We start from the raw sequence: 23683 nt of genomic DNA, 5'->3' as shown, positions 1-23683 counted from the left end.
TGTAGAGTATTTTCTATGCTCTTATCTTCCTTCTATCCAGTCATTAATCAGCAAAATAAATAGACGATGCTAGATAGCTTAAGCTAGAACAAATCTATAAGGAATACTTTAACATAAATTTCAGACAATTTCTATTAGATAATTTCTACAAAATTATAAGTTACATATCCAATTCAAAATATGGTTCATCTTGCTTTGTATCCTCAAACCATTTCATCCCTATATATTTAAACCCTAGCTTTTCGAGAATCCTTCTAGATGAGTTATGGTTTGGGTCTACTGAGGCTATTATTTTGTCAATGTGAAGGTTTTTCCTTGCATATTCAATACAGGCTCTCCCCGCTTCTGTCGCGTATCCCTTTCCCCAGTGCTTTTTAGCAAAGTGGTATATCAGCTCTATCTCGCTATCATTTTTTGTATAATTATAACCACATGCACCTATTACCTCGTCAGTTTTCTTTAAAATAACTGCATATGCAGAAAAGCCTCTCTCTCTTTGACTATTCATGTAGTTATTTATTGCTTTAGCTATTATCTCTTTATCCTCTAAAGAACCACCACAATATTTCATGACTTCATTGTCTCCCCAGAAATTCATAACTGAGTCTAAGTCATCAGGCTCTAAGGTTCTTAGAATCAATCTCTCTGTCTCTGATATTTTTGACATTCTTTTAACCTCCAACTTCATTGATTAACTAAAATCTATATTCTCTTCTTAAATAAATCCATCCAATGTTGTACAGCAAGAGAATCCTTTCTATTTTTATTAATTAACATATATATCTTCTTTGATGGTGGTGTAGAATCCTTGATTTTAATTCTTATTAGTTCCTTTTCTCCGAGCTCTTTAGACACCTTTGATTTAGGTACAAAGGCACAGCCATAACCTTCCCTAACATAGTCTAAAACACAGGAAACTTGATCTACCGATAGTCTCAATAAAGGACTGTCACCAAGCTGCTCCGACAACCAGCTAAAAAATTCTTCTCCAAGGTTTGCATATAAAAGAGGAAGCTCAACTAAATCTCTGCTTAGAATTTCTTCCTTTGTATAGAATCTATTTTTGTTACTTGCCACCAGAACAATTTCATCATCAGCTATATATTTTGACTTAACTTTGAACAATTTTGGTTTAAAATCAACAAACCCTACATCTAATATTTCATCGGCTAGATGTCTTACTATATCCTCAGAGTGATTTAGCTTAAGTTTTACAGCAATATTCGGAAACTTTGAGAAGTAGTCCTTTATCATTGGTGATATTATTCCATCATATATAGAGTCTACTGTTCCTATTGATAATCTATCATCATAAAGTTCTGTAGACCGTGCCTTAACAATCCCTTCCTTTCTCAACATTAGTATTCTCTTAGCATAGGGCAAAAAGGTTTTTCCGGCATTGGTCAACGTGACGTTCTTATTGTCTCTAATAAATAGTTCCTTACCTACCAACTTTTCAAGCTCATTAATTCTGTTTGAAATGGTGGCTTGAACTACATATTGTAACTCAGCAGTTTTTGTGAAGCTTTTATTCTCCGCAAGCAATACAAAGGATTTTAGCGCATCAATATTCATAGATATCCCCCATTTATTGTATAGATAATGGAAACTAGGTCTCAATAAAAATTTTTGATCGCAGTCATTAAAAATATTTGTTTTTAAAATCTCACTATCTCTATTATACTTAGATTGAGTTGTTCTCTCATGATACTAAGAGTATATACTGATTTTATCACAAAATTAATCATTGTATGCTTACGTTTTCAAAGGAATCACTGAAGTAATTTATACCTAAATCCGTATTATTTAATATATTTTGATGGAGGTAATGATATATGAAGATAGTTTATGAATGCATTCCCTGTCTAGTAAGACAGTCAGCAGAGGCGGCAAAAATGGTTACAGATGATGTTGCATTACAACAAAAAATTATTACTAAAAGTATGGAAGATTTAAGTAAAATGAGTTTTTCAGAAACGGCACCCTATTTAGGTAGACTAATACATAAGCATGTAAAAGAAGTTTCAAATAATCCAGACCCATACAAGGAACTAAAGATCGAATTTAATCAACTTGCTGATCAAATCTCTAAGGATTTAGCTCTTACAGATTTAATAAAGTCTAGTAATTCACCGATAGATACTGCATGTAGATTAGCTATAGCCGGTAACATTATAGATTTTAGTGCATCAAGATTTATTGATGAAAAGAAAATTAGAGAAACTATTGACCATTGTCTCGAAGCAGAAATTAAGGATAGTATGACCAAGGTACTTTCTGAGTCTGTATCAAAGTCAAAGAAAATACTATTTCTAGCCGATAATTCTGGTGAAATTGTCTTTGACAAATTATTAATCGAGGAACTTCCAAAGGAAAAGATTACTTATGTAGTAAAGGGGGAGCCTATTGTTAATGATGCCACAATGGATGATGCAGTTAAGGTTGGAATGGTTGAACTAGTTAGGGTTATAGATAACGGCTCCGATGCCCAAGGGACAATTCTTGAACTATGTTCAGACAGATTTAAAGAAGAGTTTGAAAATGCGGATCTAATTATTTCGAAGGGCCAAGCTAATTATGAAACTTTAAGTGAAGTTAAGGATAAAGAGATATTTTTCTTATTAAAGGCTAAATGTAAATCCATAGCTGATAATTTAGGATGTTCACAGGGGGATTTAGTTTTAAAGAGGATTTCATAAGGGGTGTCTCAGAATGACGAATTTCTGCGTTATTTAAAATTCATTCACTCTGAAACACTCGGGGGCTGAACTCATAAGATACCTTTATAAGTCAGCCCCTTCTCTTAACTTTTTTGAGATCTATTGTACTCATATAGATTTTATTACTCAGCAAAATAAGAGCATTTAGCTTCTCGACAGCCATGTGGATGACGGTGGCTATCTGAGCATTCGATTTCTAAACTATGGGGTAATTCTATATCTAGATACTCCTCAGCTAGCTTACAACTTAAGTCTAGAGACTTTCGCATAAAATTCTTACAGCAACACGGTCCCGTCTCATTAGCAATCACTTCGATCACCTTGGATACAGCATGCATCGTTGTCGCAGTTTCTCTATCCTTTGGACAGGCTGCTCCTAGGATAACGCTAAAATAGGCACCTACAGCCGGTGCTATACCACATACACCCGTTAGGCCACAATAGGCTGCTATTGCTTGTTTTTTAGTTCTGTTAAAGGCATCTACTATCTGCTCATCGCTAATATTTATCTTACCATGATTCCTTGTAGCAGCGAGCAGGGCTCCAACAGTAATTAATGCATGCTCACAGCCTAGCATTGGTATACTAGAGATTTCAAGCATTTCTTCAGCAATAATTAATGGGTTCGTTTTCTTTGAGGATTTCGCTAGATTTAGGATGATATCGAAGGCTGATTTACCATGACAATCATTACAGATATAATGACCATTGGGGCAGTGTACATACCCATTTTCCTTCTCACCACACCTAATGCATGTGAACTCCTTACCTATTTCTAAATACTCAAGTTTTCCGTTGCAAATTAGACAGTTCTCTTTACTCTCATCAAGGTATTGACCAATACCCTCATCAATTGGCCCTCAACAACTTGAAGAAGTATTCTTATGTATGTTTTCCTCAATCGACTTATTATTCATTACTCACACTCCTTTACTGTTTCGTTAGATGAATTAAACTCCTTACACATTTGGATAATCTTCCAGACTATCTCATCTGTGATTCAGTAATAGTTAAAGGTCCCCTGTCTTTCTACACGTGTTATTCCTGCATCCTTTAGTACCTTTAAGTGATGGGATGCTAATGGTTGCGATATATCAGCTTTTTTAGCTATTTCATTGACGCTTTGACATTCCTTAGTCAATACTTCAATAATACGTATGCGGTTTATATCGGCAAGCACCTTAAAGATTTCTTTTATATCATTGTAACTCTCCATCCAATACCTCCAATCTTTATATCTTGGTGAAGCTAGGCACTTCTTAAACCAACTATTCTATTTGCTATTTATTATAATATAAATCATTGTTTATATCAATGAGTATTTATATATAGATATTTTAGTCTGCAACTAAGTCTGCTTACTCATCAAATCAAAGTACAGAAAAGTAAGAGACACTGGATGGTAGGGATATAGTTAAGGATATATTGCTTTGTAACTTCTTAGTAGGAGTCATTAGCATTTCTGCAGTTACCGATGAACTCCATTTAATCCCGTACTAAAGAGGAATCCCCCTAATGATAATCAAGTTTATTTTATCATTAGGGGGATTTATATGGGTTTATATGAAAAAATTTATAAGCTTTTATAATACTTCACTTGCCTATTTGAGCATGTTCTTAAATAGCTGTTTGGGCCTTTACTTCTCCTATTTCAAAATACTTCCCTACTACAGCTTCGGTCTTTTCTTTTCCAACTCTTATTGTCTTATCAATATCCCATTCCCAGTACTCAGGTCTAAATAGTTCAACTGAAACCATGTGGTCATATCCTATTTCCTTTAGTGTAGATAAAATCGCATCTAAATCTATTGCACCATCTCCAGGCCATAATCTTTTATCGTCTCTTAAGGCTCCTACAGGCAAATCTTCTGAATCATCTATATGGAAAATAAATATCTTGCTAGGATCGGCTTTTTGTAAATCTTCAATTCTTGAACCCATGGCATGAAAATGGAAACAGTCTAATACCATTCCTACATTTTCCCTATCTACTGCCTGAACGATATCGTAGGTTTGACCAAAAGTGTTGACAGAACAGTTTGGATACCCCACAAATTCGTATGCTAACTTAACACCGTATGGCTCAGCCATATCAGCCAATTCATTTAATACTCTAATAGATTCTTCCTTAATCTCTTGCTTTGTATATCCACCTATATCAAAGGTTGGAACAACAACGATTTTTTTGCAGTTAATTTTTTCACCTATATCACATAGAAAAGCTAAATCTTCTTTAATTTGATTGTAGCCGTCTTCATCTCTAAAGGTTATGAACTCTAAAGCATTGAATGCGAAGGGCTTTAGCTTACTATTATTGAAAAACTCAACTAGATTGTCAACTGTATGACTCTTTAAATAATCCTTTAATTTATCTAAGCGAATCTCGATTAAATCGTATCCATTCTTCTCACAAAACTCTAAATCCTTTTCTAATGTAGAATACTTCATTGTAGTAGCTTGATTAAAACAAATTTTCATTTCACACAACCTCCCAAATTAAAATTCATTTTCTATTTCATTTATTTTTACAGGTCTTCCTTCAACTAAGGATTTTTTTGCTGCTAATCCTATATATATTGGTTTTAGTCCATCTATTCCTCTTACAGGAGGCTCAGTATTATTTATAATAGCGTTAAAGAATTCTTTCATCTCATCAACGAATGATCCAGTATATCTTTCTAAGAAAAACCATAATGGTTTGTCACTTGCTACTCCTTCGGTTGTGCTTAAAACTGTTGTTGTTGGACGGTCGTTATCGGCAGATACAGCTCCCTTTGATCCAAATACTTCTACTCTTTGATCATAGCCATAAACCGCCTGTCTACTGTTATCGATTACACCTAGTGCTCCATTTTTAAACTTCAAAGTCACTATGGCCGTATCTACATCACCGGCTTCTCCAATTTTAGGATCTACTAAGACCGCTGCACTTGTATATACTTCCTCTACCTCACTATCAGATAAATACCTAGCCATATCAAAGTCATGGATTGTCATATCAAGGAATATACCTCCCGATACCTTTACATACTCAGCTGGTGGTGGTGCAGGGTCTCTCGATGTTATTTTTATAATATGGGGATCTCCAATTTTTCCCTTCTGAACTGTATCCCTTACCTTTTTGAAGTTGTGATCGAACCTTCTATTAAACCCTACTTGGAGCTTTACTCCTGCTTCTTCTACTGCCTTTAAGGCCTTTTTAACCTTCTCCACTGTTAAGTCGACAGGTTTTTCGCAGAATATGTGTTTTCCAGCTTCAGCTGCCTCTATTGTTATCTGAGCATGGGTATCCGTTGATGAACATATTAGAACGGCTTCTATCTCATTATCATTAAGTAATACCTTATAATCCTTTGTTATTTTCTCTATTCCCAAATTTTCTGCCCAGGTCACTGTTTCTTCATTTATGAATGGATCTGCTATTGCAATGATTTCAGCCTGTGGAATATGGTAAGCAATATTTTCACCATGAAGCTTTCCTATACGCCCAGCCCCTATTATTCCTACTTTGATTTTGCTCATGTTCACATCCCTTCCTTATGCTTTCTTTTTTTTAGTCTGTATATAATACGATAAAGATCTCACATTCTAGAGATTTGACATCCAATGTTTCTAAGGATGACAAATCTTCGGAATGTAATAGATTTTTCGTAACTTATATATTTTATAATTGAAAAATATTTATTAATATTTACTTTGGAAACTGATTCTGTAATTTATGATTTTTAAATAGTACTTTAAGTTGATACTGCTTTACTCATATTTTTTAAGGTAATAATCAACCTTTGATTCTTCTACTAGCTCAAAAGGTATATCATATTCCTTTTCAACTTGCTCCCCATTAATTACATCAACAGCAACCTTTATTGATGTTCTTCCCTGCCCCTTTGCATCTTGAAATACAGTAAAGTCTAATTGGCCCTTCTGTAAGTAAACTAAAGCATCTGGTGTAGCGTCTACTCCTGCAACTATTATTTCATCTAAAAGACCAGCCTCTTCAACAGCTCTTATAGCTCCTAAAGCCATTTCATCGTTATTTGCAACAATTGCATCTATCTTCATTTCTGATTGAAGCCAGTTTTCTGTTACAGCAAGCCCTTTATCTCTAAACCAGTCCCCTGTATTTTCAACAACGATTTTTATATCGGGATAATCCTTTAGTATATTTTTATATCCCTCGGTTCTTCTTATTTGAGGTTCATGTCCATAGGTTCCCGATAAAACTGCTACATTACCCTTTCCGCCCATAGCTTCAGCTACTGCTTTCATTTCAAGCTCACCCGCATTAAGGTCATCAGATCCTACATAAGAAGTAGCTATATCTTGGTTGATAAGTCTCCTGTTAACACTAATAACGGGTATTTTAGCATCTACTGCTGCCTTAACCATTGGACCTGCAGCTTCTCTATCAACTGCCATAACAACTATAGCGTCTACGCCCTGCGTTACAAAGTTCTCAACTTGAGCTAGCTGTGTATTGGCATCATATTTTCCATCCATAAGCATTACTTCTACGTCACTGTGTTTTTCAGCCTCTTCCTTCATTCCATCCATCATATACACTTGGAACTGGTCACTAAAGTCAGCTATAGCAACACCTATTACTTTCTTTGATTCCTTTTCCGTGTTCTCTGATGAATTCCCAGTAGATTTGGAAGCGCAGCCCGCAAAAACAACTACACTCATTAAAATAACCAACATAAATGCCACTAGCCTTTTACTTCTTTTCTTCACAAAAGATCTCCCCTTTATTAAATAGTTATTATTTATAAAATTTCATATAGCTAAATCTAAACTTCGATAGTCATAGCAATATAAAACTTTATTCGACATTTTTCAAACGTTTGCATTAATTGTTAAAAATAATACAACCATGATATTCCAACAAGGTATGATTTTATATCCTTTGCAAACGTTTGTTGTGATTTGTAAAAAAAATTGTATTTCTATTTTTGATCCTTATAACCACATGATTCTCTAATAACTAATGTAGGTACTAATTCAGTTTTCTTTTTTCTTTTCCTTTTAGTGTTCTTACTATTTAATAATTCATGTAGTCTCTCACATGTTAGTATAGCTATCTCTTCCCTAGGTTGATGTATTGTAGTTAGTTTAGGGGTAATATAAGTACTAAGCTCAATATCATCGTACCCTACTACGGCAATATCATCGGGTACTGCTATGTTCATTTCCTTTAGTGCCTCTATAACTCCCCAAGCCATTAAGTCTGTCTGTGCAAAGATACCATCTATTGATTTTACAAGCTGAATGTTTTTCTTTATTATCTCCTTTGCTAATTCAAAGTCAGGCTTTCCTTCAATTATTAAGTTACTATCAAATTTTATTCCATTATCCTTCAATGCTGCTTTATAGCCCTCTGTTCTCAGATTAAATTCCCTATCACTTCCAGCAGGTATACACATTATATTTCTACGCCCAGTCTTAATTAAGTGCTGGGTGGCTAAATATCCTCCTTTAAAATGGTCTGTGCAAACTGCATCTACATCCTCTAATTTTGGATCAACTGGATGATGGAAGAATACAAATGGTATTTTAGCATTATCAATAAATCGCATTGTATCTTGATCTAAGTCAAATTGAGCAATAATAAGTCCATCTACCTTCTGCCTGGTTATTAGTTTCTTTATATTGTTTTCCTTTGTAGCTCTATTCTTAGGAAAGGCTACAATAAGGTCTAAGTCTACCGCCTCAAGACTCTTTCTGAGTTGATAGTGAAGTGATCCATAGTATAGATGTATGCCGAATTCATCAAAGTTCTCAGGATAAATAATCCCTATTGTCCCAGTTTTGCTTGTTGTCAAGCTTCTGGCATTGGCATTAAACTCAAATCCTAAATCCTCAGCTATTTTTTTTATCTGGTCCTTAGTTGACTGTGCAACAAGTGGACTGTCATTTAAACTACGAGATACTGTAGAATAACTGACTCCTGCAATTTTTGCAATATCCTTAATAGTAATGGCCATGTTGTCACCTCTTGCAAACGTTTGTATTTTATTAAAGTAATTATACAATCTACAGCTTGTTTTGTAAAGTGTTTTTATGAAATTTTCAGAAAATTACACTTCGTTAAAAATTACACATTAAAAGTATACTTTATCGAAGTCTTATAAACTCAAGGGTTTCAATTAAAAGTTTTACTCAATTTAATGACAAAACAATACCTCCACTTATAGAAATGGAGGACTTAGAAATTTTGATTTACCTTCATAAAAAACTATCTACTTCTATTCTTAAGTTGATAATAAAAACTTGTGAAACCATTCCTAAATGTTAGATAGAAGTAAATACCGGCTATTACCACAATTGAATAGGATAATACCCTTGGCATCTGGTAATTAAAAATCAACTTCATTGATGAATTTATTACAATTAATATTATTCCTATCGTTTGAATATAGTATTTTATTCTATTACTTTTCATAATTAAAATCTCTCCTATACTTCCTAAAAAGATAAAGTACCACTAGAAAGTCAACATAATATATTTACCGTATATTATTCCAATAGGTCATTTATAATTATAAGTCTTCTCTATTTATTTTATACTAATACCTGTGGCATTATTACCAAATGCGTCTTTAAAGATTAAAAATAAAAATCCAAGATTTTAAAGATCTAACACACCCCTAAGAATTGTCTTTGCCTCTCCTATCATGTCTAGCCTCTTATTCTCTTTGATTCTAAGTACCATCGAACCGCCCCTTTTAGACGCTTGATATGCTTTCAATTCATTTTTCCCAAGGATTTCAGACCAGTATGATGCAAGTAAAGTATGGACCGAGCCTGTCACCGAGTCCTCATTAACTCCAGCCCAAGGATTAAAATATCTTGATATAATATCATTCTCTTCACCACTATAGGTAGTGACTCCCACACCCTTTATATTATCTATATCAAGTCGAGTCATCAATTCATAGTTAGGATTTACCTGTAGGATTTCTTCTACACTTTCTAGGTGTATCACTAGCTTTTTTGTTTTCTTCCCAAGAAATATATTCCTGTACTTTGAAATACCTATAGCCTTTAAAAGATCGTCAAACTGTTCTAATGGTACATCTATAGCTTCATCAATAGGGAAATCTAAGCTAATTCCATATACATCCTTCTGAGCCTTTAGTATCCCACTCTTTGATCTATATATTATCTCATCAAAGGGGATATTTAGTTGATTAAATAATACTTCTGATGCTGCAAGAGTTGCATGCCCACATAAAGGTACTTCTCGGTTTGGGGTAAACCATCTTATTTTAAATTCATTTGTTTTTTCTTCACCATTATTTTCTTGTATTACAAAGGCAGTTTCCGATAAATTCATTTCATAGGCAATTGCTTGCATCATTTCTTCTTCAAGCTCTTTTTCTAGTATACAAACCGCTGCCGGATTCCCTTTAAAAGCTATATTTGTAAAGGCGTCTACTTGATATATCTGTATAGGCATTATCATCAGCCCTCCCATTACATATTCTATATCTTATTGTTAAAAGCTATATCGGCTTTAAATCTATCGATTACTGACTCAGGTGTAAAAGGTCCTCCATGGCCAGCATATAATATTCTAGGTGACATATTAATAATTTCCTTAATGCTCTTTTTAATCTGTGATAGATCATATGCCCAAAGTGGGTATTTGGGAATTCTATTTGACCGAAATGTCATTAATAGATCACCAATAAAGGCTTCACCGCTTCCCAATACTACCGACACTGATCCCTTTGTGTGTCCAGGAGTCCATATTATTTCACCATCTACACCATAGTCCCTTAAGTCAAATTTGTCTTCAATAAGAATATCCGGTTCAAGGCCTTTAACCTTTGGCTTTTCTCCACTTCCCATTAATATAGATAGAAACTTAGCTGATCTTCTAGTTGGTTGTAACCTACCATTAATTCCTTTTCTCAGATTATCAGCATCATTCTTATGTATGGCAATGGGTGCCCCGGTTCTTTCCTTGAGAAAACTTGCACTTCCAAAGTGGTCGTTATGACCGTGGGTAATAACTATTAAACTAAGCTGGCTAGGATCGATTCCTTCTTCCTCCATCCTTGTTAGGATTTTTTTCCCGCTACCACGTTGTCCTGTGTCAATCAATATGGTCTTTTCACCCTTGATAATAAAAGCTGAAACCATCCCAAAGGTTATTGGAATCACCTTTGAATTCCCTTTATTCATTCTTCTATTCCCCCTAATAAATCTCTTTGATTTTTATAATTCACTTGTTTATCACTACCACTCTTCCGATTCTACTTTATAAACATCCAGTACCCCTTTTATAAACTCAAGTGTATCTTCTTCAGCCTCTTCTCCTCTATTGATGTTATATCTTACTATTAAAATACCAACTACTCCAAATAAAATCATTAATAATATCGGCGTTAGGTAAGATATATCAAACTTATTTGTTATAAGCATATCCCTTATCGAAAGAAAAGTAACGAAAATAATGAATATAGATAATACTGTAAACCAAAGTCCCCATCCAAACTTATATATGTTTATTATTTTGAATTCACCAGTAATAATTGTCTCATCTTTATTTCTTTCTAATTCTCCACAGAATTTCCTAGTAGAATAAAACCTATATCCTCCTCTATTTGTCATAAAGATGCTTGCCCTATTATAAACCCAAAAGCTATTAAATATCCTATCTAAGCATCCAACATAACCTAAACCCGTTAATCTGTAGACCCAATCACTGATTAGTGTATCATCTAATTTGTCTTTACAGGTATCTATATCTAAACTTGAATGTAATTTATATCTCAATTTTCCTCAACTCCGAGTAATTTTTTTATAACGTTTTTAAATATAACCAGTAAATATTATACCATATATTACAATTGAAGGGATAATTACGCTATTCTTTGTTCTTTAATGAATTGAAATCTCTTTCTATTTTGTATAAAATAAAAATATCAAATTACTAGCTTTATATAATTATTATAAGTCCTAAGGAGGTAATACAATGGCCCATAAAGATTTTATCGTTCATAATAAGTCATCAAAACCCAATAATATTGTTAAGTCCGAAAACGAAGTTATTGAAGCCTGTTTAGCTATTGAGGCCGAGCTTCCTATATTTATGATAGATTATTTTATATTTTTAAAAAATAGTATCTCTCTAACATCAAGACATGCCTATTTAAATGATGTTCTTTTCTTTTGTAAGTACCTTGTTAAGGAAACTAACCTTACACAGGCTACCATAGTAAAAGACATTAAGTCTGAAGAGTTTAATAAAATTAGAGCTCGTGATGTTAATAGATATATTGGAGATTATTGTGCTAGATATCTTATTAGAAATAATGAGTCTACTGTTGTTATGGAGAATCGTAACAGGGCTTTAGCTCGTAAAAAATCTTCCCTTGTTTCACTTTTTAAGTTCTTGTACAGGGATGAAATTTTAGCAAATAACATAACCGACGGTTTTAACCCTATAAAATTACCTAAGCCACAGCCCGATGCAATTAAAAAACTTGAAGTTGATGAAGTTGCCATAATGCTTGATGCCGTTGAAAATGGAGTTGGCCTGACAGAAAAGGAAAAGCAGTATTGGTCTAAAACAAAGCTAAGGGATAAAGCTATACTCGTTTTATTTACTACATATGGTTTACGATTAAATGAATTGCAGCAACTAAACATTTCTTCCTTCAATTTTAATCGTGGTGAATTCAAGATTTATAGAAAAAGAGGAAAGGAAGTTAATATGCCCCTAAATAAGTCCGTTGAAAGTGCTTTAAAGGAATATATTAACGAGGAAAGACCTTCTCCCGATAGTTTATCTGAGGAATATAAAGATGCCCTTTTCTTATCTCTTCAAAAGAAGAGGATGACAAAGCTCTCCGTAAGAAAGCTTGTTAAGAAATACACTTCAATAGCTCTAGATACAACAAGAGAAAACGGTTATAGCCCTCATAAACTAAGAGCTACAGCAGCATCTTCACTCATTCAGTATGGGTTTTCAATTTATGACGTACAAAACCTACTGGATCACGACAATGTCACAACAACTCAGTTGTATGCTGCCCATAAGAAAAATGTCAAAAGAGAGATTGTTAAGAATTTTGAGTGGCTAGAAGAAGAGGATAAATAAAGTAACTCAACATACTGAAACAACCTAGGGCTGAACTCATGATATACATTTATGAGTCAGCCCTTTTTTAATTACAAATTCAAATTATACTCGGATTATTCTTTTTATTTAAAACAACTGCATAATTCTAACTTGGCAGAATTACATAATAAATATGGTATAGCTCTAGTTTTTTTAAGATTATATATAGTAAAAAGTTTTTTTAGATGGTAATTATGCAATTTGCTCACTTAACAGGGATTTTTACTATCTGCCCAGGAAAAACATCATAATTATGTAAGTTATTTATTCTACCCATTTCATGTACTGTTTTTCTAACGTCAACTTTCTTTGGTCCGTGCTCCCTTGCTAGCTCCCATATAGTATCTCCGTTCTTAACAACAACTTCCTTATACTTTGGCTCTTCATAACCTTCTGCCCTGTTTACAATCGCAAAAACATTAGATACTAGAAAAAATAAAGTAATCATTATCACAGTCATACTTAACATAAATCTTTTTCGGTTAACAATTCTAAGTTTCTTCATTTTCCATACCTCCAAACACTCGTTCGCTTTTCTTATTGATTTCATTATACACGAACGTACGTTCCAAGTAAAGAGTTTTATCGAACTTATGTTTGAATAGTTTTTATTAATATGTTATAATATAGCAAATAGCAATATTGTGAGGTGCTAATATGAGTTTAGATTTGACTAAACAACAAAGCAAGATATTAGAGTTTATAAGAAGTGAAGTTAATTCAAAGGGTTATCCCCCTTCAGTTAGAGAAATCTGCGAAGCAGTTGGCTTAAAATCTACATCTACTGTTCATGGACATTTAAGAAGACTTGAGAAAAAAGGATATATTAGACGTGACTCTACTAAACCAAGAGCAATTGAAGTCTTGGATTCAAGTAGTGATATATTCCCAGATAAAAAGGAAATTGCTCATATACCTGTAATCGGAAAGGTTACTGCTGGCGAACCTATTTTGGCAGTTGAAAATGTTGAAGAAACTTTTCCCGTGTCTGTAGACTTCCTTGAATCCGGTACATATTTCATGTTAAAGATCCAGGGAGAAAGTATGATTGATGCTGGTATATTAGACAGCGATTTCGTTCTAGTAAAACAGCAGCCTATTGCAAGCAATGGAGAGATCGTAGTTGCTCTAATAGACGATTCAGCAACTGTAAAAAGATTTTTCAAAGAAGATGACTATATAAGGTTGCAACCTGAGAATAAATTTATGGAACCTATTATTGTAGATGATGCAAAGGTACTTGGAATAGTTAAGGGTGTATTTAGAAAATTACACTAACAAGATCTAAGTTATTTTTCCACTCTTTAGGGTTTTCAACACACAAAAGAAGAGTTAGCTCCTAACTCTTCTTTTGTTATGCAGTAATTTATTATTTACATATTAATCTCCAATAGTCCTTTATCATACATACTTTGAAGGCCCTTTAAAACACCAAACTTAGCATGTTCATAGGTTAGGCCTCCCTGAAAGTATGCTATATAGGGTTCTTTTATAGGCGCATCGGCACTTAGTTCTATTGAAGACCCCTGTACAAAGGCTCCAGCGGCCATAATCACTGGGCTATCATACCCCGGCATGTCCCAAGGTACCGGTGTAACATAAGAGTCCACTGGTGCTGCACTCTGGATTCCTTCACAAAAAGCAATAACCTTTTCTGGAGAGTTCAGCTTTATGGCCTGTATTATGTCACTTCTCTCGTCATCATATTTTGGACATACTTCATATCCCAGATTTTCAAAAACCTTAGCACAAAGTAATGCCCCCTTTAATGCCTCTGTCACCACTTGCGGCGCTATAAATAACCCTTGGAACATATTCCTAGTAAGTCCAAAGGTCAGTCCACACTCCTTACCTATTCCAGGTGAAGTCATTCTATAGGAAATCAGATCAATCAGTTCTCTTTTACCAACGATATATCCGCCAGTTAGAGCAAGTCCACCACCAGGGTTTTTAATTAAGGAGCCTGCCATTATATCTGCACCTACATCCGTTGGCTCTTCAGATTCTAAAAACTCTCCATAGCAATTATCAACCATTATAACAATATTACTATCAATTGATTTTACGCTATCTATTATTTCCTTTATTCCTTTTATAGTTAGCGCCTTTCTCCATCCATAGCCAGTTGAACGCTGGATATATACCATCTTAGTTTTCTCATTTATGCTATTTACTAACTCTTCTAAGTCAACCTGTCCATTATCTAAAAAATCTATCTGCTTATACTGAACTCCAAAGTCCTTAAGTGAAGATCCATTTTCATTTCTAATTCCTATTACTTCATCTAAAGTATCATATGGCTTACCAGTGGCTGATATGATTTCATCTCCAGGTCTAAGTACTCCTGTAAGACAAAGAGTTAGTGCATGGGTTCCATTAACAATTATAGGACGTACTATTGCATCCTCAGCATTAAATACCATGCTATAGACCTCTTCTAATGTCTCTCTTCCAGCATCATTATATCCATAACCAGTGTTCCAATTAAAATGGGTATCACTTAGTCTACAATCCTGCATTGCCTTTAAAACCTTAAATTGATTGTAAGACTTTACTCCATCTAGCTTTTTAAACTCACTCATGATCTCATCTTCTACCGATTCAACAAGCTTAACAATTCCTTCTTCAATATTAAATGTATTTAATAGTAAATCCTTCGTTGTTTTCATTTCATTGCACCCTTCACTCAAATATTAAATAAACACATAAAAATACGGCCTAATAGCCGTATTTTATCTGCTAACATTCTTAACGAAAGTACGACCTTTACCTTGTCCGCACTTTGTATCCCCCATAACTAACCTCATACTAAATAAACAATTTTAGTCTTCTAATTAGTTATCTTCATTCTTCTTTAAATTATTATTTGATAAAAAGTTTACAGCCTTTAGTGGCAATATAGTAGAGATTGCATGCTTGTAAATCATCTGCTGCTTGCCATCTGTCTCAATTACTATTATGTAGCTATCAAATCCTTTTACTAATCCTTTAAGTTGAAAGCCATTTATTAAGTATATAGTAATCGGTACACGTTCTTTTCTAACTTGATTTAAAAAAATGTCCTGTAAATTTAATGAAGATTTCATATTTTGTATTTACCCTCCTAATTAGAAATAATATCTTAATCTTAAGTTTAACTATTCTATAAAAACTTAATATTCCCTTCTATAAACTCAATAATATTAAAAATAATTTTTTCTTTATCATTATCTAGATCAAACCATTTCATCTTATCATATCGTTTAAACCATGTTAATTGCCTTTTAGCATATCTTCTGGTGTTTTTCTTAATAAGCTCCTTAGCATAGCTTAAGTCATATTCACCATCTATGTAACCTATTACTTCCTTGTATCCTATTCCCTTCATAGAAATATCTTCTACCTTTAGTCCCATATTCACAAGATCTTGTACTTCCTCTAACAGTCCCTGATCAAACATTATATCAACACGCATATTTATTCTTTCATATAAAAGCTGTCTATCTCTCCTAAGTCCTATTAGTATATAATTGTAATCTTGATTTTCTATGAGATCCTTACTAAAATCCTTTGTTGTCTCACCGGTTGAGTAAAATATCTCTAATGCTCTAATAACTCTCTTTACATTATTAGTATGTATTCTTTCGGCTGCTTCGCTATCCACCTCTTTTAACTTATTGTGTAGATACTCGCCACCATATTTCTCATACTCACTGGTAAGCCTATCTCGGATTTCCTTGTCAGAGCTAGTATTTGAAAAGTCCATATCATAAAGCAAAGAATTTACATATAAGCCTGTTCCTCCAGCAATTATGGGAAGCTTATTTCTAGATATAACCTTATCAATGTATTCCTTTGCTAGATTCTTATACTCTGATACAGAAAACTCTGTACGTGGGTCGATTTCATCAATTAAATAATGAGGTATTTTCTGCATTTCTTCTTCGGTGGGTTTAGCACTACCGATATTCAAATACTTATATATCTGCATTGAATCTGCTGAGATTATTTCTCCTTCCAACCTTTTAGCAATCTCAATGGATATATCGGTCTTGCCAACTGCCGTCGGTCCTGCAATAATAACTACTGGTTTCTTCATACTACACACCTACTTAAGTCCTTAAGAATTTTCTTTCAATTTCAGATTTAGATATGGAAACAATCACTGGTCTTCCATGGGGGCATGTAAATGGATTCTCTAAAGCCTTAAGATCCTCAATAAGATTTTCTATCTCAATATCATAGAGGTTATCTGCAGCCTTTATAGCCTTTTTACATGACATCTGTATGATTCTTTCTATCTTATACTCATAGCTGTTTTTAGAATCATTATTCAAATTTTCAGCTATTTCTAGGAAGAATTTTTTGGCAACAGGACCACCAAACATAATAGGAACTTCCCTCAATATAATTGTATTATAACCAAATTCTTCTATTTTGTACCCTAATCTCATAAAAATATTTTTGTTTCCTATGATAACATTTTTATCTAGATAATTTAGTTCAACAATTATAGGATCCAGTAATATCTGAGATATTATCTCACTTTTAAGATAATTATTCATAAACTTTTCATAGAGCACTCTCTCATGTGCCGCGTGCTGATCTATTAAAAACATTTTATCATCCTTTTGACACACTATGTATGTTGCAAACAATTGCCCTACAATATCTATGTTATCTAATAGATGTTCCTCTGGCTCTATTGGTTCTTCAATTTTCGGTTTAACAATTTCTCTAGGCTTGTCAGGGATAAATATTTCTTCAAAAATCTTACCGATTTCAGCCTCTTCCTTGGTTTCCACATTAGAATCTATCTTTTTTACATCATCTACTATATTATTCTCATTTTGATTTCGATTATGTTCCTCTTTAGGAGAATATTTCTCTCTTGCAATGGGTTTAATTTCTACTTTTTTATAGTCTTTCAAAAAAGTAGTTCCCTTGTCCTTAACAGAAAGACTTAATTGCTCAGAAGATTCAAGCTCTTTTTCCTTATCAAAGTTTATATACTTAAATTCATTTTCAACTTTTTTAGTATTAGCTTTACCTATATTGACATCAGGAATAAGGTTTGTCTTTAATAGCTTATCCCTAAGACACTTATAGATAAAATTAGATACCTGTTTTTCATCCCTAAACCTTATCTCAGTCTTAGCTGGATGAATATTCACATCAACCTTACTTGATGGAACCTCTATATACAAGAAACATATTGCAAATCTATTATGAGGTATGAGTGTGTTATATGCGGAGTCTATAGACTTAGAAATCACCCTAGATTTCACATATCTCCCATTGACAAAGCATATTTGGAGCTGCCTATTACCCCTTGTATAAGTTGTATTTGATATGAAACCCCTTAGCTTTATTGCATCTTCTTCTCCACCAATTTCTATTAGGTTCTGGGCATTATCCTTGCCGTATATAGTATAGATTGTACTAAATAGGTCATTTTTCCCCTGGGTGGTAAATATATTTTTATTGTTTACAATATATCTAAAGGATATCTCGGGATGAGATAAAGCTATGTTGTTTACGATGGAGCTTATATAGTTTGTCTCAGTAGAGTTTGATTTAAGAAACTTATGCCTTGCAGGAGTATTATAAAAGAGATCCTTAATGACAATCGTTGTTCCATTAGGACACCCTAATGAACTCTCATTTATAATTTCTCCACCCATAAGCTCTACCTTTATCCCATACTCATCATCTACAGTCCTGGTTATAACTTCGACATTAGAAACCGATGCAATACTTGCAAGGGCCTCACCCCTGAAGCCTAGACTTTTAATGTCATATATTTCTTCATCGGTATGTATCTTACTAGTTGCATGCCTTTCAAAGGCTAGATTTATATCATCCCTATAAATACCATTTCCATTATCGGAAACCCTTATATATGATTTTCCAGCATCTTTAATCTCTATTACTATCGAAGTGGCGTTTGCATCTATGGAGTTTTCCAGTAGCTCCTTTACCACTGAAGCAGGCCTCTCAACAACTTCACCGGCAGCAATCTTATTTGAAACTGATTTATCAAGTTTTTTTATTCTTTTCATCATAATTATCACCCTACATAGGTTTAACCTTTTCTACCAATTCATACAATTTGGTCATTGCATCCATTGGCGTCATGTTAATAATATTGAGTTTCTTTAATTCATCAATAATCTCATTTGATTCTAAATCAAAGAAATTAATTTGCTTCTCCATTTTCACTTCCTCAGTAGATGGTTTTTCAGCAACAGCTGGCTTTTCAACAGTCATTGATATTTCTTGCATGACATCGTCATAGTTACGGTTTATATCGCTCTCTTCTAATTCATGTAGAATCTTCTTAGCTCTATCAATAACTTCAGCCGGCAATCCTGCCAGTTTAGCTACCTGTATACCATAGCTCTGATCGGCACCGCCACGGATAATCTTTCTTAAAAAGACAATATCGTCGCCTACTTCCTTGACAGATATACAGTAATTCTTTACTCCTCTAAGCTTACCCTCAAGTTCAGTTAACTCATGGTAGTGGGTAGCAAATAGTGTTTTTGCTCCTAAAATCGAAGCATTGCTAATGTACTCAACTACAGACCATGCTATACTCAAACCATCATAGGTACTAGTTCCTCTACCGATTTCGTCTAATATTATTAAACTGTTTCCTGAAGCATTGTTTAAGATATTTGAAAGCTCACTCATTTCAACCATGAAGGTACTTTGTCCTTGGAATAGGTCATCGGAGGCTCCTACCCTGGTAAATATTCTATCAACTACTCCTATAACAGCCCTATCTGCTGGAACAAAGCAACCTATCTGAGCAAGTAGTACATTTAAAGCTACCTGTCTTAAATAAGTAGACTTACCGGCCATATTAGGTCCAGTAATAATGTAGAATCTATTTTCATCACAATCTAATAGAGTATCATTCGGTACAAAGCTTTCATCACCTGCTACCCTTTCAACTACTGGATGTCTTGCATTTACAAGCTCAACATTCTTAGTATCGTTTATCTCTGGCTTATTAAATCTATAAGTAAAAGCAACCTCTGCAAAGCCTACTAATACATCTAATCTTGCGATAGCCTTAGCAGTATTTAGTATTCTACTTATACCTTCTAGCACTTTATTTCTTATCTCACCAAAAAGATGATATTCCAATTTGACGATTTTTTCTTCTGCTCCAAGTATCTTGTCCTCTATTTCCTTTAGCTCAGGCATAATATATCTTTCTGCATTAGCTAAAGTCTGTTTTCTATTATAGGTATCTGGTACATTCTTTATATTGGATTTTGTTACTTCTATATAGTACCCAAAGACCTTATTAAAGCCAACCTTTAATGACTTTATACCGGTACTTTCTCTTTCTCTACTTTCTAGATTCATTAACCATTTCTTCCCGTCGGTCATGGCACTACGAAGTTCAGCTAATTCATCATTAAAAGTAGTCTTTATAATGCCTCCTTCTTTTATTGAAAATGGAGGATCCTCTTCTATTGCTTCATCTATCAATGTAAATATATCCTTAAGTTCATCGATTTCATCGTAGATGTTTTCAAGCTCACCCTTTAATTTCTTACTTAGCTTGTCCTTAATTAGAGGGATTACTTGAATCGAGCTTTTTAATGCAATCATGTCCCTTGCATTAACATTTCCATAGACGATTTTGGAAGATAACCTCTCTAAATCGTACATCTTCTTTAGCAGTTCCCTTAATTCATCTCTAAGTAATAAATCATCATATAGCAATTCTACAGAGTCTAACCTATCATTAATCTTCTGGATATCTATTAATGGCTCTTCAATCCATTGCTTTAAAGTTCTCGTCCCCATGGAAGTGCATGTTTTATCTATAACCCAAAGTAATGAACCCTTCTTTTCCTTACCTCTTAAGGTTTCAGTTAACTCAAGATTTCTTCTAGTAAACTTATCTAGAATCATAAAATTATTATGGTTGTACACGTCTATCTTATCGATGTGTATTAAAGGCACCTTCTGGGTCTCATAGATATAGTCAAGAAGTGCACCTACAGCAAGTATGCTGTATTTTTTGTCCTGTAGGCCGAAACTATCGGTAGAGTAAATGTTAAAATGCCTCTTAATCATATCCTCTGCATTTTTGAATTTAAACGCTCTACTATAATGGGGAGTGAATATAACATCGTATACACTCTCTAATTTCTCTATCTCACGTTCTTTATATTCATAGCTCTGGCTGATTACAATTTCCCTTGGGTTTACTTTCAAAATCTCGTCTAACATGTTCTTTTGTCTATTGAAATCCTTAAACTCAGTTGTCTTAAGAACTCCAGTGGTTATATCGGCATAGGCTATTCCGATTCCATCCTCATCTTCATAGAAGGTCATTATATAGTTATTTGCTTCTTCATTTAGCATTGATGGATCAATAATTGTCCCTGGTGTAATTATCCTTACTACCTCTCTCTTTACAAGGCCTTTAGCTTGAGAAGCATCCTCTACTTGTTCGCAAATAGCGACCTTAATCCCCTTATCAACAAGCTTTGCTACATATGTATCGGAAGAATGAAAGGGTATCCCACACATAGGCGCTCTTTCTTCAAGTCCGCAATTTTTTCCGGTAAGGGCAATTTCAAGTTCTCTAGATGCAATGATTGCATCGTCGAAAAACATTTCGTAGAAATCTCCCAATCTAAAGAAAAGAATATAATCTTTGTAATTCTCTTTTATCTCCATATATTGTTTCATCATTGGAGTCAGTTTAGCCATTTGACATCCTCCTAAAGTATTGTTATCTGTAAGTTTGCATATAAAATGTTAAAATTTAGCTTTGAAAAATTATAATCTCCTATGTATTATAAAAATTGATAATATTTTTCATTTGCTTATCTATAATATTATAACATAAAATACCATAAATAGACCCATGAGAATCTCATGGGTCTAAGATTGTTGAAAAAGCTATTTATATATCATTTACATCCGCCACAATTTCCTTTACTTTTACATCCACCACACTTCTTATTAAGTGTAAGAATTTCATCATCAATATGAGTCGTAGCGTCAATCTTCTCGTGTACACTATGCTTTAGTATTAAAAACGCATCTAACGAGGCACTTAGTTCCTGTATAACTTCATTCTTCTCTATCTCATAAAAAAGGTCATTAATCTCTTTTTTAATCCTATCAGCATCAGCTGCATCATTATTACTTTCAGTAAATTCCAATACTTTTTGCTTTCTCTTAAATGTACTTACTAGGGCATTAGCATTTTCATCTGCCATATACTTACTTTGAGCACTTAAGTATCTAGTATACTCCTTTGAGTTAGACATTTCTTCGGCTAAAGCCTCTGCCATATCTATAAGCTTCATTTCAATCACCTACTTATCAGCTAATTCGCCAAATAAGGAGAATGTTCTAGGCTGAGTAATTTTTATATTGCAAAGCTTACCTATTAAGTCCTTAGATCCCACGAAGTTCACCACTTTACTAGTTCTAGTTCTACCGGTCAATACACTTTCGTCGTTCTTACTTACACCCTCAACCAGTACTTCAACAACTTTATCTTGTAACTCAGAATTTCTATCGGCTACACCTTTATTCAATACCTCAAGAAGTCTATTAAATCTCTTATGTTTAACATCATCTGGTACCTGCTCTTCCATCTCAGCTGCTGGCGTACCCTTTCTTATAGAATATATAAAGGTAAATGAATTATCGTATTTAACTTCCTTAACTAAATCTAGAGTATCTTCAAAGTCCTCTTCGGTTTCTCCTGGGAAGCCTACAATGATATCAGTAGTAACACTTATACCTGGTACAGCCGCCTTGGCATCATTTACAAGTTTTAGATACTGCTCCCTTGTATATTTCCTATTCATAGCCTTTAAGATGTTATCGCTTCCAGCCTGAACGGGTAAATGCATATGCTCACATACCTTTTCGCAGTCTCTTATAGCAAAAATAAGGCTTTCTGAAACATCCTTAGGATGTGATGTCATAAATCTAATTCTCTCTAAACCATCTATTTCATTTATTCTTCTAAGAAGTCCTCCAAAATCAATATCTTCATCTAAGGATTTACCGTATGAATTAACATTTTGTCCAAGAAGAGTAACTTCCTTTGTTCCATTTTCAACTAATTCCTTAATTTCCTTTAAAATGTCTTCTGCATCTCTACTTCTTTCTCTACCACGGGTATATGGAACTATGCAATATGTACAAAAGTTATTACAGCCATACATGATAGTTACAAATGCCTTTAATCCATACTTTCTAATACTAGGCAGACCTTCTATGATCTCTCCTTCTTCATCCCATACCTCAACAAGCATACTCTCTGACTGCTTACAGTTAGATAATAGTACAGGGAAATTATGAAGATTATGGGTTCCGAATATTAAGTCCACAAAAGGATACTTTTTCTTAATTGCTTCAACAACATGAGGTTGCTGCATCATGCAACCACAAACCGCAATTATCATATCCGGCTTCTTCTTTTTCAATGCCTTTAGCTGACCTAGATTTCCGTAAACCTTTAACTCAGCATTTTCTCTAACACAACAAGTGTTAAATATAATTAGATCAGCCTCTTCTTTATTATCGCACTCTAAGTAACTCATATTTGATAGCATTCCTGCTAGTTTTTCAGAATCGTGCTCGTTCATTTGACAACCATAGGTAGCTATAAAGTATCTTTTTTGTTTCAATGTATTTTCAGTATTCAACTACTTTTCCTCCTTAAAATATTCTAACAATATTATTTCTCATATTTACTAATTATATCAGAAACTCTCGTTATAGAAAGTGATGTTAAAATGATATCACAAAAAACAAGGCAAATAAATAGAAAAACGGAGAATCGTGTTGAAATTCT

23 protein-coding genes and 1 riboswitch are annotated in these 23683 nt (G+C 33.8%); of the genes, 3 read left to right on the top strand and 20 right to left on the bottom strand.

The annotated features are described in order from the left end of the window. Positions 1-160 precede the first annotated feature (160 nt). Positions 161-667, bottom strand: coding sequence for a GNAT family N-acetyltransferase (locus R9X47_RS01530; protein WP_432664926.1), 507 nt, complete (start codon positions 665-667; stop codon positions 161-163). Positions 668-702: 35 nt separating this feature from the next. Beyond that, positions 703-1575, bottom strand: coding sequence for a LysR family transcriptional regulator (locus tag R9X47_RS01525; protein ID WP_432664925.1), 873 nt, complete (start codon positions 1573-1575; stop codon positions 703-705). A 260-nt stretch (positions 1576-1835) separates the two neighbouring features. Between R9X47_RS01525 and R9X47_RS01520 the strand changes: the two genes are divergently transcribed. After that, entirely contained in the window at positions 1836-2699 is an 864-nt protein-coding gene (locus tag R9X47_RS01520; RefSeq protein ID WP_432664924.1) for a damage-control phosphatase ARMT1 family protein, read from the top strand. Positions 2700-2842: 143 nt separating this feature from the next. Here R9X47_RS01520 and R9X47_RS01515 read toward each other — a convergent pair whose 3' ends face one another. The 10 genes from R9X47_RS01515 to R9X47_RS01470 form a co-directional block, all read right to left on the bottom strand. Then, positions 2843-3574 (bottom strand): DUF5714 domain-containing protein, encoded by a 732-nt coding sequence (locus R9X47_RS01515; protein ID WP_432667569.1) that lies wholly within the window; start codon positions 3572-3574, stop codon positions 2843-2845. 146 nt (positions 3575-3720) lie between these two features. Then, complete coding sequence (locus R9X47_RS01510; protein ID WP_432664922.1) at positions 3721-3936, bottom strand: ArsR/SmtB family transcription factor; 216 nt, start codon at positions 3934-3936, stop codon at positions 3721-3723. Positions 3937-4157: 221 nt separating this feature from the next. After that, a riboswitch (Fluoride riboswitch) is annotated at positions 4158-4218 on the bottom strand. A 119-nt stretch (positions 4219-4337) separates the two neighbouring features. After that, positions 4338-5198 (bottom strand): sugar phosphate isomerase/epimerase family protein, encoded by an 861-nt coding sequence (locus R9X47_RS01505; protein WP_432664920.1) that lies wholly within the window; start codon positions 5196-5198, stop codon positions 4338-4340. 18 nt (positions 5199-5216) lie between these two features. Then, positions 5217-6242, bottom strand: coding sequence for an inositol 2-dehydrogenase (gene iolG / locus R9X47_RS01500; RefSeq protein ID WP_432664919.1), 1026 nt, complete (start codon positions 6240-6242; stop codon positions 5217-5219). A 231-nt stretch (positions 6243-6473) separates the two neighbouring features. Next, entirely contained in the window at positions 6474-7454 is a 981-nt protein-coding gene (locus tag R9X47_RS01495) for a sugar ABC transporter substrate-binding protein (RefSeq protein WP_432664918.1), read from the bottom strand. Positions 7455-7666: 212 nt separating this feature from the next. After that, positions 7667-8704 carry a LacI family DNA-binding transcriptional regulator gene (locus tag R9X47_RS01490; protein ID WP_432664917.1) on the bottom strand — a complete coding sequence of 346 codons (1038 nt, stop codon included), beginning with the start codon at positions 8702-8704 and terminating at the stop codon, positions 7667-7669. Positions 8705-8955: 251 nt separating this feature from the next. Beyond that, positions 8956-9162 (bottom strand): hypothetical protein, encoded by a 207-nt coding sequence (locus R9X47_RS01485; protein ID WP_432664916.1) that lies wholly within the window; start codon positions 9160-9162, stop codon positions 8956-8958. 186 nt (positions 9163-9348) lie between these two features. Next, complete coding sequence (locus R9X47_RS01480; protein WP_432664915.1) at positions 9349-10179, bottom strand: PhzF family phenazine biosynthesis protein; 831 nt, start codon at positions 10177-10179, stop codon at positions 9349-9351. A gap of 26 nt (positions 10180-10205) precedes the next feature. Further along, on the bottom strand, positions 10206-10910 hold the full coding sequence (locus R9X47_RS01475; RefSeq protein ID WP_432664914.1) for an MBL fold metallo-hydrolase: 705 nt from the start codon (positions 10908-10910) through the stop codon (positions 10206-10208). A 54-nt stretch (positions 10911-10964) separates the two neighbouring features. After that, positions 10965-11504, bottom strand: a complete 540-nt coding sequence (locus tag R9X47_RS01470; RefSeq protein ID WP_432664913.1) for a hypothetical protein — start codon at positions 11502-11504, stop codon at positions 10965-10967. A 199-nt stretch (positions 11505-11703) separates the two neighbouring features. Here R9X47_RS01470 and R9X47_RS01465 point away from each other — a divergent pair, with 199 nt between their 5' ends. Then, positions 11704-12831, top strand: coding sequence for a tyrosine-type recombinase/integrase (locus R9X47_RS01465; RefSeq protein ID WP_432664912.1), 1128 nt, complete (start codon positions 11704-11706; stop codon positions 12829-12831). 226 nt (positions 12832-13057) lie between these two features. Here R9X47_RS01465 and R9X47_RS01460 read toward each other — a convergent pair whose 3' ends face one another. Next, the gene (locus tag R9X47_RS01460) at positions 13058-13357 is read right to left on the bottom strand and encodes a LysM peptidoglycan-binding domain-containing protein (RefSeq protein WP_432664911.1); all 300 of its coding nucleotides are present in this window, start codon (positions 13355-13357) and stop codon (positions 13058-13060) included. Positions 13358-13509: 152 nt separating this feature from the next. Between R9X47_RS01460 and lexA the strand changes: the two genes are divergently transcribed. Then, complete coding sequence (gene lexA, locus R9X47_RS01455) at positions 13510-14130, top strand: transcriptional repressor LexA (protein ID WP_432664910.1); 621 nt, start codon at positions 13510-13512, stop codon at positions 14128-14130. Positions 14131-14225: 95 nt separating this feature from the next. On the opposite strand, the gene R9X47_RS01450 is transcribed toward lexA, so the two are convergent. From R9X47_RS01450 to miaB, 7 genes are all read right to left on the bottom strand, one after another. Then, positions 14226-15521: an aminotransferase class I/II-fold pyridoxal phosphate-dependent enzyme gene (locus R9X47_RS01450; protein ID WP_432664909.1), complete on the bottom strand. Its 1296-nt coding sequence runs from the start codon at positions 15519-15521 to the stop codon at positions 14226-14228. A 165-nt stretch (positions 15522-15686) separates the two neighbouring features. Further along, positions 15687-15938 (bottom strand): RNA chaperone Hfq, encoded by a 252-nt coding sequence (gene hfq, locus R9X47_RS01445; RefSeq protein ID WP_432664908.1) that lies wholly within the window; start codon positions 15936-15938, stop codon positions 15687-15689. Positions 15939-15994: 56 nt separating this feature from the next. Further along, positions 15995-16930 (bottom strand): tRNA (adenosine(37)-N6)-dimethylallyltransferase MiaA, encoded by a 936-nt coding sequence (gene miaA, locus R9X47_RS01440; protein WP_432664907.1) that lies wholly within the window; start codon positions 16928-16930, stop codon positions 15995-15997. A gap of 13 nt (positions 16931-16943) precedes the next feature. Continuing rightward, the gene (mutL, locus tag R9X47_RS01435) at positions 16944-18896 is read right to left on the bottom strand and encodes a DNA mismatch repair endonuclease MutL (protein ID WP_432664906.1); all 1953 of its coding nucleotides are present in this window, start codon (positions 18894-18896) and stop codon (positions 16944-16946) included. A gap of 10 nt (positions 18897-18906) precedes the next feature. Further along, on the bottom strand, positions 18907-21573 hold the full coding sequence (gene mutS / locus R9X47_RS01430; RefSeq protein WP_432664905.1) for a DNA mismatch repair protein MutS: 2667 nt from the start codon (positions 21571-21573) through the stop codon (positions 18907-18909). Positions 21574-21776: 203 nt separating this feature from the next. Next, positions 21777-22178 (bottom strand): YlbF family regulator, encoded by a 402-nt coding sequence (locus R9X47_RS01425; RefSeq protein WP_432664904.1) that lies wholly within the window; start codon positions 22176-22178, stop codon positions 21777-21779. A gap of 9 nt (positions 22179-22187) precedes the next feature. Further along, the gene (gene miaB, locus R9X47_RS01420; protein ID WP_432667568.1) at positions 22188-23474 is read right to left on the bottom strand and encodes a tRNA (N6-isopentenyl adenosine(37)-C2)-methylthiotransferase MiaB; all 1287 of its coding nucleotides are present in this window, start codon (positions 23472-23474) and stop codon (positions 22188-22190) included. Positions 23475-23683 lie beyond the last annotated feature (209 nt).

Source organism: Wukongibacter baidiensis, assembly GCF_050888315.1.
Lineage (GTDB): Bacteria > Bacillota > Clostridia > Peptostreptococcales > Caminicellaceae > Wukongibacter > Wukongibacter baidiensis.
This window is presented reverse-complemented; position numbering and strand designations above follow the sequence as displayed.

Coding starts and splice junctions, on each gene's coding strand:
- R9X47_RS01480 (WP_432664915.1), bottom strand. CDS start 10,179: ATGCCTATACAGATATATCAAGTAGACGCCTTTACAAATATAGCTTTT.
- miaB (WP_432667568.1), bottom strand. CDS start 23,474: ATGAACGAGCACGATTCTGAAAAACTAGCAGGAATGCTATCAAATATG.
- R9X47_RS01465 (WP_432664912.1), top strand. CDS start 11,704: ATGGCCCATAAAGATTTTATCGTTCATAATAAGTCATCAAAACCCAAT.
- R9X47_RS01520 (WP_432664924.1), top strand. CDS start 1,836: ATGAAGATAGTTTATGAATGCATTCCCTGTCTAGTAAGACAGTCAGCA.
- mutS (WP_432664905.1), bottom strand. CDS start 21,573: ATGGCTAAACTGACTCCAATGATGAAACAATATATGGAGATAAAAGAG.
- R9X47_RS01530 (WP_432664926.1), bottom strand. CDS start 667: ATGTCAAAAATATCAGAGACAGAGAGATTGATTCTAAGAACCTTAGAG.
- hfq (WP_432664908.1), bottom strand. CDS start 15,938: ATGAAATCTTCATTAAATTTACAGGACATTTTTTTAAATCAAGTTAGA.
- R9X47_RS01425 (WP_432664904.1), bottom strand. CDS start 22,178: ATGAAGCTTATAGATATGGCAGAGGCTTTAGCCGAAGAAATGTCTAAC.
- R9X47_RS01510 (WP_432664922.1), bottom strand. CDS start 3,936: ATGGAGAGTTACAATGATATAAAAGAAATCTTTAAGGTGCTTGCCGAT.
- R9X47_RS01505 (WP_432664920.1), bottom strand. CDS start 5,198: ATGAAAATTTGTTTTAATCAAGCTACTACAATGAAGTATTCTACATTA.
- R9X47_RS01490 (WP_432664917.1), bottom strand. CDS start 8,704: ATGGCCATTACTATTAAGGATATTGCAAAAATTGCAGGAGTCAGTTAT.
- R9X47_RS01475 (WP_432664914.1), bottom strand. CDS start 10,910: ATGAATAAAGGGAATTCAAAGGTGATTCCAATAACCTTTGGGATGGTT.
- lexA (WP_432664910.1), top strand. CDS start 13,510: ATGAGTTTAGATTTGACTAAACAACAAAGCAAGATATTAGAGTTTATA.
- R9X47_RS01450 (WP_432664909.1), bottom strand. CDS start 15,521: ATGAAAACAACGAAGGATTTACTATTAAATACATTTAATATTGAAGAA.
- R9X47_RS01525 (WP_432664925.1), bottom strand. CDS start 1,575: ATGAATATTGATGCGCTAAAATCCTTTGTATTGCTTGCGGAGAATAAA.
- mutL (WP_432664906.1), bottom strand. CDS start 18,896: ATGATGAAAAGAATAAAAAAACTTGATAAATCAGTTTCAAATAAGATT.
- R9X47_RS01485 (WP_432664916.1), bottom strand. CDS start 9,162: ATGAAAAGTAATAGAATAAAATACTATATTCAAACGATAGGAATAATA.
- R9X47_RS01460 (WP_432664911.1), bottom strand. CDS start 13,357: ATGAAGAAACTTAGAATTGTTAACCGAAAAAGATTTATGTTAAGTATG.
- miaA (WP_432664907.1), bottom strand. CDS start 16,930: ATGAAGAAACCAGTAGTTATTATTGCAGGACCGACGGCAGTTGGCAAG.
- iolG (WP_432664919.1), bottom strand. CDS start 6,242: ATGAGCAAAATCAAAGTAGGAATAATAGGGGCTGGGCGTATAGGAAAG.